We start from the raw sequence: 13,171 nt of genomic DNA, 5'->3' as shown, positions 1-13,171 counted from the left end.
GTCCTGCATTGATCGCATCCAGCCTGAACCTGCGGCGCCGCCGCAAGCCCGCGGTGGCGCCCGATCCCGCGCTGCGCGGCACGCGGCCGAGCATGACGGGCCTCGCCGTCGCGGCGCTGGCCGGCGCCCTGAGCCTGTTCTCGTTCGAACCGTTCGGCTGGTGGCCCGTCCAGTTCCTGTCCCTCGCCTATTTGTTCTACCAGGTCGGCATGGGCAGCTCGACCCGCCGCGCCGTGTTCCTCGGCTGGGCATTCGGCTTCGGCTGGTCCGTGGCCGGCATGCACTGGTTATATATCGCGCTGAACCGCTTCGGCGGCCTGCCGGCCGTGCTGTCCGCCATCGCCATCGCGCTGCTGGGTCTTTACATGGGCCTGTTCGGCGCGTTCGCGGCGGGCGTGTCGTCGTGGCTGCGCAAGCGCTGGTCGCTGCCCGTCCCCGCCTTCCTGCTGCTCGTGTTCCCCGCCTGCTGGGGCGTCTCGGAATGGATGCGCGGCTGGGTCTTTACCGGTTTTCCCTGGGCGGCGTCCGGCTATGCGCACGTGACGGCGCCCTTGAGTGGCTTCGCGCCGATCCTCGGCGTGTACGGCATCGGCGTGCTGGTCGCCGTGTGCTCGGCGTGCCTCGTGATGCTGACCCAGCGCCGCCGGCTGCCCGCCATGGGCCTGTTCGCCGCGCTGCTGCTGGCCGGCTGGGGCCTGAAGCACGTCGCGTGGACCGCACCTGCCGGCAAGCCGCTCAGCGTGCGCCTCGTGCAGGGCAACATCCGCCAGGACGAGAAATTCAGCGCCGAGCACCTGGGCATGATCCTCGCGCGCTACCGCGACATGATGACGGCCGCGCCGGCCGACCTGATCGCGGCGCCGGAGACCGCCATCCCCGTGTTCCCGAACCAGCTCCCGCCCGGGTACCTGCAGACCTTCCGCGACTACGCGGCAAGGACGGGTAGCGCGTTCCTGTTCGGGATCCCGCTGGCCGACAGCATGACGGTGTACGCGAACAGCGTGGCGGGCATCGGCCCGCAGGGACAATCCTACCGCTACGACAAGAACCACCTGGTGCCGTTCGGCGAATTCATCCCGACGGGCTTTCGCTGGTTTACGGACCTGATGCAGATTCCGCTGGGCGATTTCACGCGCGGCCCGGACGTGCAGGCGCCGTTCGCCGTGAAGGACCAGCGGGTGCTGCCGAACGTCTGCTACGAAGACGTGTTCGGCGAAGAGGTCGCGAAGAACCTGCGGTCGCAGGCGCAGCCGGCCACCGTGCTGCTGAACGTGTCGAACCTGGCATGGTACGGCGAGTCGACCGCCATCCCGCAGCACCTGCAGATCTCGCGCATGCGGAGTCTCGAGACGGGCCGCCCGATGCTGCGCGCCACGAACGACGGCGCCACCGCCGTCATCGACGGCCGCGGCAACGTCGCCGCGCTGCTGCCGTTCTATACCCAGGGCACCCTGGCGGCGACGGTGCAGGGCATGGCCGGCAGCACGCCGTACATCCGCTTCGGCAACCTGCTGTTCCTCGCGCTGGGCGCTTTGCTGCTGGCCGGCGCCTGGCTCGCTGGACGACAGCGGCAGGCGACCGGCTAAAATAGCGAGCGATTCACTTCAAGCCATTCCGTAAAACCCGCTAGAATTGGTGTTTTAGCAAACTCACCGTGTTCGCGCCCCGTGCGCGCGAAGCCAACAAGATGCTCACATTCCAACAAATCATTCTGACCTTGCAAACCTACTGGGACAAGCAGGGTTGCGCCCTGCTCCAGCCGTACGACATGGAAGTCGGCGCGGGCACTTTCCACACTGGCACCTTCCTGCGCGCGATCGGACCGGAACCGTGGCGCGCCGCCTATGTGCAGCCGTCGCGCCGCCCGAAGGATGGCCGCTACGGCGAGAACCCGAACCGCCTGCAGCACTATTACCAGTACCAGGTCGTGCTGAAGCCGGCGCCGGAAAACATCCTCGACCTGTACCTGGGTTCCCTGGAAGCGCTGGGCCTGGACCTGAAAAAGAACGACGTGCGCTTCGTCGAGGACGACTGGGAAAGCCCGACCCTGGGCGCCTGGGGCCTCGGCTGGGAAGTCTGGCTGAACGGCATGGAAGTCACCCAGTTCACGTACTTCCAGCAGGTCGGCGGCCTCGATTGCAAGCCGGTGCTGGGCGAGATCACCTACGGCATCGAGCGCCTGGCGATGTATTTGCAGGGCGTCGAAAACGTGTATGACCTCGTGTGGACCGAGTGGAAAGAGAACGGCGAGAAGAAGACGCTGTCGTACGGCGACGTCTTCCACCAGAACGAAGTCGAACAGTCGACCTACAACTTCGAGCACTCGAACACGGACCTGCTGTTCCAGGCTTTCAATAACCACGAGAGCGAGGCCAAGCGCCTGATCGAACTGGCGCTCACCTTGCCCGCGTACGAGCAGATCATGAAGGCGTCGCACAGCTTCAACCTGCTGGATGCGCGCGGCGCGATCTCCGTCACCGAGCGCGCCGCCTACATCGGCCGCGTGCGCACCCTGTCGCGCCTCGTCGCCCAGGCCTATTACGATTCGCGCGAGAAGCTGGGCTTCCCGATGCTCCCGAAAGCCTGAGTCCCAGAACAGAATAGAACGACACCATGAATCAGACATTACTCGTCGAACTGCAGACCGAAGAGCTGCCACCGAAGGCGCTGGTGAAACTGGGCGCCGCTTTCGCGGGCGGCATCGCGAACGGCCTGAAGGCCCGTGATTTCCTGGACGCCGACAGCGTCGTCACCACCTACGCCACGCCGCGCCGCCTGGCCGTCTCCATCACCAACGTGCGCGCCACGTCGGCCGACAAGACGATCCGCGAGAAGATCCTGCCGGTGACCGTCGCCCTCGACAAGGACGGCAACCCGACCGCGCCGCTGGCCAAGAAACTGGCCGCCCTCGGCTTCCCCGACCTGAAGATCAGCGACCTCGAACGCGCCCAGGACGGCAAGGCCGAAAGCTTCTTCTACACCTACACCGCGCCGGGCGTCGGCCTGGCCGAAGGCCTGCAGCCGGTGCTGGAAGAGACGGTCGCGAAGCTGCCGATCCCGAAGGTGATGAGCTACCAGCGTCCGGACGGCGCCACCGTGCAGTTCGTGCGCCCCGTGCACACGCTGCTGGCGCTGCACGGCGAGACCATCGTGCCGCTGTCCCTGCTGGGCCTCAAGGCCGGCCGCAGCACGCTCGGCCACCGCTTCCTGTCGAACGGCCACGCCTTCGATATCGGCCATGCGGACGCCTACAACGAACTGCTCAAGGTCTTCGGCAAGGTCGTCGCCAATGCCGAGGAACGCAAGGAATCGATCCGCACCCAGCTGCTGGCCAAGGCCGGCGGCGACCAGGTGCTGATGCCGGAATCGCTGCTGGATGAAGTGGCGGCGCTGGTCGAATGGCCCGTCGTCTACGAATGCCAGTTCGAAGACGTGTTCTTGTCCGTACCGCAGGAATGCCTGATCCTGACGATGCAGACGAACCAGAAGTACTTCGCCCTGACGGATACGAACGGCAAGCTGCGCTCGCGCTTCCTGATCGTCTCGAACCTCGCGACCGACGACCCGTCCGCCATCATCGGCGGCAACGAGCGCGTCGTGCGCCCGCGCCTGTCGGATGCGAAATTCTTCTTCGAGCAGGACAAGAAGAAGTCGCTGGAATCGCGCCTGCCGCTGCTGGCGAACGTCGTCTACCACAACAAGCTCGGCACGCAGGCCGAACGCACGCAGCGCGTCACGCGCCTCGCCGGTGCCATCGCCCGCCGCCTCGGCTACGACGTGCTGCTGGCCGAACGCGGCGCGCAGCTGGCGAAGGCCGACCTGCTGACCGACATGGTCGGCGAGTTCCCGGAACTGCAAGGCATCATGGGCACGTACTACGCCCGCAACGACGGCGAGCACGAGGAAGTGGCGCTGGCCGCGTCCGAGCACTACCAGCCGCGCTTCTCGGGCGACGCGCTGCCGACGACGAACACGGGCCTGGCTGTCGCGCTGGCCGACAAACTGGAAACCCTCGTCGGCATCTGGTCGATCGGCCTGCAGCCGACCGGCGAGAAGGACCCGTTCGCGCTGCGCCGCCACGCGCTGGGCGTGATGCGCATGCTGGTCGAGAAGCGCCTGCCGCTCGCGCTGTCCGACCTGTTGAAGGATGCCGCCGGCGTGTTCGACTACATGCCGACGTTCAAGGACCCGACGGCCGACGTCACCGCGTTCATGCTGGACCGCCTGCGCGGCCTGCTGCGCGACCGCGGCTTCGCGCCGAACGAGGTGGAAGCCGTGCTGGCGCAGAACCCGGACCGCGTGGACGACGTCGTGCAGCGCCTGGAGGCCGTGCAGGCCTTCGCCGCGCTGCCCGAAAGCGCGTCGCTGGCCGCCGCCAACAAGCGTATCTCGAACATCCTCAAGAAGAACGAGGAAGCGCTCGCACAAGCCGGTAATGTCGATGCAGCCCTGCTGCAGGATGCCGCCGAGAAGGCACTGTACGCCAGCGTGCAACGCGTGCAGCCGGAGGTCGATGCAGCGTTCGAGCGCGGCGACTTCACCGGCACGCTGAAGACGCTCGCGCAGCTGCGTGACGACGTCGACGCGTTCTTCAACGACGTGATGGTGATGGCCGACGACGTCGCGCTGCGGAACAACCGCCTGGCCCTGCTGTCCATCCTGCACCGCATGATGAACCGCGTGGCCGACATCTCGAAACTGGCCGCGTAAGTGCAATGAAGCTGATCATCCTCGACCGGGACGGGGTCATCAACCATGACTCCCCCGAGTTCATCAAGTCGCCCGCCGAGTGGATGCCGATCCCGGGGTCGCTCGAAGCGATCGCGCGCCTGAACCAGGCCGGCTACCGCGTCGTCATCGCGTCGAACCAGTCGGGCATCGCGCGCGAACTGTTCGACATCGCGACCCTGAACGCGATCCACCAGAAGATGCATGCGAGCGCCCAGCTGGTGGGCGCGGACATCGACGCCATCTTCTTCTGTCCGCACGCGGCCATCGACAACTGCGACTGCCGCAAGCCGAAGAACGGGATGTTCGAGGAGATCAGCAAGCGCTTCAAACTCAGCCTGAAGGGCGTGCCGACCGTCGGCGATTCGCTGCGCGACCTGCAGGCCGGCTTCATCAGCGGCTGCGTGCCCTACCTGGTCCTGACCGGCAAGGGCGAGAAGACGCTGGAGACGGGCGGCCTGCCGCCCGGCACGCAAGTCTTCCCCGACCTCGCCGCCATGGTCGACGCCTTCCTCAAGACCACGTCCGCGCCTGCCAACGCATGATCGTTACCACCGCCACCCCAGACCTGGAGACCACGCCTTTGCGTACCGCCGCCCTGTTCCTGCGTTCCCTGTTGTTCGCGATCGTCATGCTCGTCGCCACCGTCGTGTGGGCGTGCGTCTGCTTCCTCGCGGCGCCGCTCCCGTACAACAAGCGTTTCTGGGTCACGTCGCGCTGGAACGTCTTCATCATCTGGTGCGCGCGCGTCATATGCGGCATCCGCTACCAGGTGAAAGGCTACGAAAACCTGCCGGCGCAACCCGCGATCCTGCTGTCGAAGCACCAGTCGGCATGGGAGACCATCTTCATGCTGCCCAACATGAAGCGGCCGCTCGTCTACGTCTTCAAGAAGGAGATCCTCTACATCCCCTTCTTCGGCTGGGGCATGGCGCTGCTGCGCATGATCCCGATCGACCGCAGCAAGGGCAAGCGCGCCTTTGCCCACGTCGTCAAGATCGGCAAGGCGCGCCTCGCGGACGGCCAGTCGATCATCATGTTCCCCGAGGGGACGCGCATCCCCGTGGGCCAGAAAGGACAGTACAAAAGCGGCGGTACGCGCCTCGCGATAGAAACTCGTGCGATGGTCGTGCCGATCGCGCATAATTCAGGTGAGTGCTGGCCCAAGAACTCGTTCATCAAGCGGCCGGGCCTCATCACCGTCTCGATCGGCAAGCCGATATCGCCGGAAAACCACACTGCCGACAGTCTGATGCAAGAGGTCGAAAATTGGATAGAATCGGAAATGCGCGTCATTTCGCCCCACGCCTATTCAGGTACTTGAACGAATTGGGCGCGCAGAACCCAGCATCATCGAAGCCGCCCACCATGACCTCCCCCAAGATCGACGCGAACCAGCTGGAGCTGTTTGCCCAGGAACTCGTCGCGGCGCTCAAGCCCTCGCCCACACCTGCGCCCACGCCGGCGGCCAGACCCGTGGCGCCGGCCCCGCTGTTCAAGGCACCGCCGGTGCCGACCCGCGTCCTGCCCATCCCACCCGTGGGTCCGAACGACCCGCCGCTGCGCAAGATCCAGCTCGGATCGCACACCGTGCATTACGTGCTGCGCCGCTCCGCGCGCCGCTCGCACGGCTTCATGGTGTGCGACGACGGCCTGTTCGTGACGTCGCCGAACCGCGCGCCGCTGGACGACATCGAGCGCGCCATCCGCGCCAAGCAGCGCTGGATCCTCACCAAGCTGTTCGAGCGGGGCGAACGCCGCGCGCAGCGCGCCGAACGTCCGCCCCTGGAATGGGTCGACGGCGCGCAACTGCCCTACCTCGGCGCCGACATCACATTGCGCCTGGAGCCGGCCACGCGCAGCCGCTGCGTCTACGATGCCGATACGCGCACCCTGCACCTCGGCGTGACGCCGGGCCTGGCGACGTGGCAGGTCCGCGAGCGCGTGAAGCTGTGGTTCCAGGACGAGGCGAAACGGATCTTCGGCGAACGCCTGGACCTGTACGCGCCGCGCGTGGGCGTGACGTACAACGCGTTCGCGATCTCGTCGGCCGGCACGCGCTGGGGCTCGTGCACCGTGGCCGGGAACATCCGGTTGAACTGGAAGCTGGTGCACTATCCGCTCGCGCTGCTGGACTACGTGGTCGTGCACGAACTGGCGCACCTGCGCGAGATGAACCACAGCCCGGCCTTCTGGGCCGTCGTGGGCGAGGTGTTTCCGGATTACGATGGCGCCAAGGCGGCGCTCAAGAAGCGGTCGGTTGAGATGCCGGTGCTGTTCCCGGACGAATGACCACCGACCTGGTCGTTACGAGGCGCGGAACTGCAGTTCGCCCGCCGCACGCGCCTCGACGATCCCGCGCATCGCGCTGACTTCGTCCTTGTTCAGGCACCGGAACGGAATGGGCAGGGTGCCCCGCTTCAAGACCATCATGAAGCCGCTCGAATACGTGCGGATGCGCTCCACGTCGCTCCAGTCGATCAGGCTCACGCCCGTGTCGCTGGTGCGCACGATGCCGTGCTGGTCGATCTGGAATTCGTAGGTGCGCTTCCCGCGCTGCAGCAGAACGAAGTGCGTGGCCGCCGACAGCGTGCTTTTCAGGCGCAGGTAGACGCCCATCGGCCAGCGGATATGACGGCGGCGGATCAGGTAACCGCCATGCTCCCACATGAAACGCACGTACTCGGCGAACGAGTAGCGCACCCAGAAATGAAGACTGTAACGTTCCGCCGGCGGATGCACGACCGGAATCGTGGCCGCCGGCATCGCGTCGGCACCGAGATCCGCGGCGTCAGGCTGGTCCAGCAACGCGGCCCCGCCATCCGAGTGGCCGGCCGCTCGCGAGCGATTTGACCACAACATGTGCATCCCCTTTCGTTTTCTAATCTAAAGAGAATGGTAGCAAAAGCTAAGCGATAATTTGTTGCAAGAGTTCAACAGTGCGCACTGTCGCGCCGCGATGGCGGGCCGCGAAGGCCTGTGCGTGGGCGCCCATGGCGGCGCGGCGGCCATCGTCATCGAGCAGGCCGGCGGCTGCGCGCAACAGCGCCGGCGCATCGGACACGCGCAGCGCGGCGCCCGCGGCGACGGCTTCCTCGGTCGCCTGCAGGAAGTTGAAAGTGTGTTCGCCCACCAGCACCGGACGTCCCAGCGCGCACGCTTCGATCAGGTTCTGGCCGCCCAGCGGGAGCAGGCTGCCGCCGATGAAGGCGCAGTCGCATGCGGCGTAATAGGCGAACATCTCGCCCATCGAATCGCCCAGCAGCACGTCGGTGTCCACGTGTTCCGGCAGTTTTGATCGATGTGCGAGGCTCAAGCCGCGCTCCTCGACAATGTGCGCCACCTCGTCGAAGCGCTGCGGATGACGGGGCACAAGCACGAGCAGCATGTTCGCCGGACGTTGGTCCAGGGCCTTGTACGCGTCGAGGATCAGCGCCTCTTCGCCTTCGCGGGTGGACGCGCACAGCAGCACGGGGCGGTCCGCGAAGCGCGCGCGCAGCATGGCGCCCGTGTCCAGCGCGGCCTGCGGCGGCACGACGTCGAACTTGATGCTGCCCGTGACGGCGACCTTCGCGGCGCCCAGCGAGGCGATGCGCTCGGCGTCCGCATCCGTCTGCGCGGCCACCAGCGTGATCGCGCGCGCGGCATCCGTCATCAGCGCGCCGATCTTGCGGCCGCGGCGCAGCGATTTTTCGGACAGGCGTGCGTTCACGAGCGCCACCGGCACGCCGTGTCGCGCGCAGCCATGGATCAGGTTCGGCCACACTTCCGTCTCCATCAGGATGCAGACCGCGGGTTCGAAATGGCGCAGGAAGCGGCCGACCATGAAGCCGGTGTCGTACGGCAGGAACGACTGGACCACGCGGTCGCCGTGCTTGCCGAACAGCGCCTTGCCCGTGGCGCGGCCGGTCGGGGTCATGTGCGTGAGCAGGATGCGCGCATCGGGGCGCGCGGCCAGCAGGGCTTCGATCAGCGGTTCCGCCGCGCGCGTCTCGCCGACGGAGACGGCGTGCACCATGATGGTCGGACGCTTGTCGAGCCGACGTCCGTAGAACCCCAGGCGCTCGCCCAGATGCGTGCGGTAGCCGGGCTCGCGGCGCCCACGCCACCACAGGCGGCCCAGCACGAGCGGCAGCGCCAGCCACCACATCAGCGAATACAGCACGCGCATCAGCGGCTCTCCAGCAGGCGCCGCGCGGCCGCCACGACCTCGTCGACCGAGGGCGGCGCACCCGTGTCGCCGAGATTCACGATGCGCGGCGACCAGTTGCCCTCGGTCTTCCAGCGCGGCGAATCGGCATAGATCTCGACCGTCGGCCGCACGAAGGCGGCGGCGATGTGCGTGAGGCCCGTGTCGACGCCCACCGCGAGCGTCGCGTGGCGCGCCAGTTCCACCGCATCCATCATCGACAGTTTCGGCAGCACGCGCGCGTTCGGCAGCCCGGCCGCCAGGCGCTCGGCCTCCTCCTTCTCGCGCGGCGAACCCCACGGCAGCAGGATCGTCATGGGCGCGAGCGCCTGGCCGAGCGCGATCCAGTGCGCCGTCGGCCATTTTTTCGCGTCGCGCGCGGTCCCGTGGAAGAACACGGCGTAATCATCCGGCGGCATCCACGCGGGACGTGCGCTGCTTTCGGGTGCCGGCAGGCCGAAATCGGGCGGCGTGTCGACGGCATAGCCGAGCGCCGCGGCCACGACCTGGCGTCCGCGCGCCACCGCATGCGTACGCGGCTCGACGGGGATGCTGCGGCTGTGGAAGATGCGCGAGACGCCTTCATAGCCCGAATCCTCGGTGCCGTTGGCCAGGCCGATCTTCTGGCCGCCGCGGGCGCAGGCCATCACGATGCCCGTCTTGATCAGGCCCTGCGTGTCGAACACGTAGTCGTACTGCTCGGCGCGCAGGTCGCGGAAAAAGCCGCGCAGCTCCGCGCGCACGGCCGCCTGGCCGAGCCCCTTGCGCCAGCGCCGCAGCGCGAACGGGATCACCTTGCGCACGTGCGGGTTGAGCTTCACGAGGCTGACGTAGCCCTCTTCCACCACCCAGTCGACCTGGGCATCCGGAAAGTGGCGCCGGATGTCGGCCACGATCGGGAGATTGTGCAGGACGTCGCCCAGCGACGACACCCGCACCAGCAGGATCTTCATCAGAACGGCAGCTTGGCGTCAGGCTTGGCGGCGAGGATTACGCGCGCAAATTCCTTCTGGATGCGGTCCAGCGCTGCCGGATTCTCGCCCTCGAAACGCAGCACGACGACGGGCGTCGTGTTCGAGCCGCGCGCCAGGCCGAAGCCGTCCGGGTATTCCACGCGCAGGCCGTCGATGTCGACAATGCGATCCGCGCCCGGGAATTCAGCGTCGGCACGCAGCTTGTCGATCAGCGCGAAGTTCTCGCCTTCCTGCAGGTGCAGATGCAGCTCGGGCGTGCTGGACGCGATCGGCAGGGCATTCAGCAGTGCCGACGGGTCTGTTTCGCGCGTGAGGATCTCGAGCAGGCGTGCGCCCGTGTACAGGCCGTCGTCGAAGCCGAACCAGCGGTCCTTCCAGAAGATATGGCCGCTCATCTCGCCGCCCAGCGGCGCACCGGTTTCCTTCAGCTTGGCCTTGACGAGCGAGTGGCCCGTCTTCCACATCAGCGGACGGCCGCCGTGCTGCTCGATCCACGGCCCCAGGTGGCGCGTGCACTTCACGTCGTACAGGATTTCGGCGCCCGGATTGCGCGACAGGACGTCCTTCGAGAACAGCATCATCTGGCGGTCCGGGAAGATGATCTGGCCATCCTTCGTGACGACGCCCAGGCGGTCGCCGTCGCCGTCGAACGCGAGGCCGATTTCGGCGTCCGTCGTCTTCAGGCATTCGATCAGGTCCTGCAGGTTTTCCGGGTGCGCCGGATCCGGGTGGTGGTTCGGGAAGTGGCCGTCCACGTCACAGAACAGTTCGATCACGTCGCAGCCCATCGCGCGGAACAGATCGCCCGCGACCATGCCGGCCACGCCGTTGCCGCAGTCGACTGCGATCTTGATCGGACGCGCGATCCTGACGTCGCCGACGATGCGTTCGACGTAGGCGGCCTTGATGTCGTGCGTCGAGTAACCACCTTGCTGGGCGGCCGGCTGGAAGTCGTCGCGTTCGATGGCCTGGTACAGGCCCTGGATCGCATCGCCATAGATCGCCTCGCCGGCCAGCACCATCTTGAAGCCGTTGTAGTCCGGCGGGTTGTGGCTGCCGGTGACCATGATGCCCGAACGCGCACCCAGCACGTTGGTGGCGAAATACACCATCGGCGTAGCGACCATGCCCAGGTCGACAACATCCACGCCCGCGGCCTGCAGGCCTTCGGCCAGCGCCCTGGCGAGCTCCGGGCCGGACAGGCGGCCGTCGCGGCCGATGATCACGGTGCGTTCTCCCTTGGCCAGCGCGGCGGCGCCGAACGCCTGGCCGATGCGGCGTGCGATCCCCGCATCGAGCGTGCTGCCGATGACGCCGCGGATGTCATAAGCCTTGAAGATCGTTTTCGAGAGAGAAACCATGGATTATCTACCTTGCTGGACGAGGCACCGGAATGCACGCGCACGGGCATTACGAACGCCGGTTGGGTCGGGATTGGAAAAAAGGGATATTGTAACGGCAAGCAGGGCCGCCGGGGCCGGATTACCGGTGTACTGGATGCGCAAATAAGCGCGATGAGGCGCACAGAACGTGCGCACTCGGAACGATATGAAACGGAATCAGACGCGCAGTTTGTCCATCGATTTACCGCCTTCGACCCATTCCTTGACCCATTTCGGCTGGCGGCCGCGACCGGTCCACTGTTGCGAGGCATTGTCCGGATTGCGATAACGGACGGCGACGGAACCGGCATTCGCACCCGCCGATTTGCCGCCACGGCCGCTGGCGCTGATCAGGTCTTTCAAAGGTACGCCGACGCTCTGTGCGATGGCCATGATCTGTTCACGCGCCTTTTGCACTTCCTGCACCTCGCGTTTCTTCATTTCCTGCTTGATCTGCTCTTGCAGGTTGCGCAAATCGCCCAAGGACAAATTAGACAGATCCATCTTGATTCCTTATATGTAGAGTCTAGGTGTAAGGGATTTTATCGAATAATCACCAATGCTCGCAATATACTACAACTGAAATTTCTTTAGTGTTTTTTGTGCCAAATCAGCCAGCGCGGCGACTTGAATCTCACGATACGCGCGTACAACCATACGTAGCTGATAATGAACAACAGACAGAAGAATATCAAAATTCCCGTATTCCGCCAGAACACGGTTGCGGGGATAACGGCGGTGAGGGAAAACAGCCACAAGTATGGCGAAGTACGCGCATTCCTTTTCATCAGTGCACGGGCTTCTTTGCGACCGACGGTCCATTGCACGATACGCCGGAAAATCAGGCTGTGCAGGTGGATTCCATCTGGCATGGTAGGGGATTTCCCACGTACAAACATTCGGCGGTAAACGGAAAATATGGTTTCGAATGCCGGATAAATCAGCAGCAAGACGGCATACCACGTCGATACCTGGGGATTGCGCATCACGAGCAGCAGGGCCAGTTCGCCCAGCATGAATCCGATGAAATAAGCGCCGCCGTCGCCGAGGAAGATGAGGCCGACGGGATAATTCCAGATGAGGAAACCGGCCGTTGCGCCCGCGACCGTCAGCGCGGACACCAGCACGAACATGTCGCCCACCTGCCAGCCCACGTAAGCGAGCGACAACAGCATGAAGATCGTGACGACACTGGCCAGGCCATTGAACCCGTCGATGATATTCACCGCGTTCGCAATGCCCGCAACGGCCAGCACGGTCAGCGGCAATATCAGCCACAGCGAATCGAGGTGCCAGCTCACGAAAGGCATATCGAGCCGCGCGATTTTCGCGTCCAGCACGAGATAGCCGAGGAACGCGGCGACCATCGTCAATATCAGGCGGCGCGAGGGACGCACCTTCCCCGTATAGTCTTCGACGATACCGCCGGCGAATGCGATCCCCCCACATCCCAGCAGCGAGACCAGCCAATAACCGAGGCCGGGCACCCGCCATACGGAAATGCCGGCGGTCAGGGCCACCGCGAGGAAGATCGGCAATCCGCCAATCCGCGCCACCGCATGGAGATGGACCTTCTGTACGCCGTCGAAATTATTGTCGAGTGCGGGTCCGTGCAATTTCGAATGCTTGACGACGAGGAGCGTCAGTAGCGCGGACACGACAAAACTTACGATGAAGGAAAACATTTTATTATTTTTTAAATGCAACCGTGCGGGATTGTACCGGATTAGTCGTCGGCAAACCGGACCTCGGCAGTGTACGCGCGCAGACTGTCGTCCGATTGAGGAATTACGAAATACCGGAACTTTGACTGATGGGCAAGACAATTTACAATCAGCAATTCCCTCGGCTGGGGCCGCCGTACGAAACCCGGAAGAATCGATTAGTATCGATCCTGC

At 65.2% G+C, this 13,171-nt stretch carries 12 protein-coding genes; 6 read left to right on the top strand and 6 right to left on the bottom strand.

Annotated elements, in window-relative coordinates; all coding sequences use genetic code 11:
* Window positions 1–8: 8 nt before the first annotated feature.
* The 6 genes from lnt to QPK29_RS27405 all read left to right on the top strand — a co-directional run bounded on the left by lnt (window position 9) and on the right by QPK29_RS27405 (window position 7,020).
* The gene (gene lnt, locus QPK29_RS27430) at window positions 9–1,586 is read left to right on the top strand and encodes an apolipoprotein N-acyltransferase (protein WP_449821162.1); all 1,578 of its coding nucleotides are present in this window, start codon (window positions 9–11) and stop codon (window positions 1,584–1,586) included.
* 101 nt (window positions 1,587–1,687) lie between these two features.
* Entirely contained in the window at window positions 1,688–2,587 is a 900-nt protein-coding gene (gene glyQ, locus QPK29_RS27425) for a glycine--tRNA ligase subunit alpha (protein WP_371769172.1), read from the top strand.
* A gap of 26 nt (window positions 2,588–2,613) precedes the next feature.
* On the top strand, window positions 2,614–4,710 hold the full coding sequence (glyS, locus tag QPK29_RS27420; protein ID WP_056130043.1) for a glycine--tRNA ligase subunit beta: 2,097 nt from the start codon (window positions 2,614–2,616) through the stop codon (window positions 4,708–4,710).
* Window positions 4,711–4,715: 5 nt separating this feature from the next.
* Entirely contained in the window at window positions 4,716–5,273 is a 558-nt protein-coding gene (gmhB, locus tag QPK29_RS27415; RefSeq protein ID WP_056130040.1) for a D-glycero-beta-D-manno-heptose 1,7-bisphosphate 7-phosphatase, read from the top strand.
* Window positions 5,270–6,052 carry a lysophospholipid acyltransferase family protein gene (locus tag QPK29_RS27410; protein WP_082577115.1) on the top strand — a complete coding sequence of 261 codons (783 nt, stop codon included), beginning with the start codon at window positions 5,270–5,272 and terminating at the stop codon, window positions 6,050–6,052. Before gmhB ends, QPK29_RS27410 begins: the two co-directional genes overlap by 4 nt.
* Before the next feature lie 44 nt (window positions 6,053–6,096).
* Window positions 6,097–7,020, top strand: coding sequence for a M48 family metallopeptidase (locus tag QPK29_RS27405; protein WP_056130037.1), 924 nt, complete (start codon window positions 6,097–6,099; stop codon window positions 7,018–7,020).
* A gap of 15 nt (window positions 7,021–7,035) precedes the next feature.
* Here the strand turns inward: QPK29_RS27405 and QPK29_RS27400 are convergent, their stop codons facing one another.
* The 6 genes from QPK29_RS27400 to QPK29_RS27375 all read right to left on the bottom strand — a co-directional run bounded on the left by QPK29_RS27400 (window position 7,036) and on the right by QPK29_RS27375 (window position 12,958).
* Window positions 7,036–7,590, bottom strand: a complete 555-nt coding sequence (locus tag QPK29_RS27400; protein WP_229411992.1) for a YcxB family protein — start codon at window positions 7,588–7,590, stop codon at window positions 7,036–7,038.
* Between the two features lie 46 nt (window positions 7,591–7,636).
* A complete protein-coding gene (gene waaA, locus QPK29_RS27395) occupies window positions 7,637–8,899 on the bottom strand; it encodes a lipid IV(A) 3-deoxy-D-manno-octulosonic acid transferase (RefSeq protein WP_371768962.1) in 1,263 nt (420 codons plus the stop codon).
* Window positions 8,899–9,870, bottom strand: coding sequence for a lipopolysaccharide heptosyltransferase I (gene waaC, locus QPK29_RS27390; protein ID WP_371768961.1), 972 nt, complete (start codon window positions 9,868–9,870; stop codon window positions 8,899–8,901). Before waaC ends, waaA begins: the two co-directional genes overlap by 1 nt.
* Entirely contained in the window at window positions 9,870–11,252 is a 1,383-nt protein-coding gene (locus QPK29_RS27385; protein WP_371768960.1) for a phosphomannomutase/phosphoglucomutase, read from the bottom strand. The genes waaC and QPK29_RS27385 overlap by 1 nt, the downstream gene beginning before the upstream one ends.
* A 198-nt stretch (window positions 11,253–11,450) precedes the next feature.
* Window positions 11,451–11,777 (bottom strand): H-NS histone family protein, encoded by a 327-nt coding sequence (locus QPK29_RS27380; RefSeq protein WP_056130024.1) that lies wholly within the window; start codon window positions 11,775–11,777, stop codon window positions 11,451–11,453.
* Window positions 11,778–11,863: 86 nt separating this feature from the next.
* On the bottom strand, window positions 11,864–12,958 hold the full coding sequence (locus QPK29_RS27375) for a glycosyltransferase family 4 protein (RefSeq protein ID WP_056130019.1): 1,095 nt from the start codon (window positions 12,956–12,958) through the stop codon (window positions 11,864–11,866).
* Window positions 12,959–13,171: the final 213 nt, after the last annotated feature.

It is taken from the genome of Massilia orientalis, assembly GCF_030411975.2.
GTDB lineage: Bacteria > Pseudomonadota > Gammaproteobacteria > Burkholderiales > Burkholderiaceae_D > Telluria > Telluria orientalis.
The sequence above is the reverse complement of the archived record's forward strand: the minus strand, read 5'-3'. Positions and strand labels throughout refer to the sequence as shown.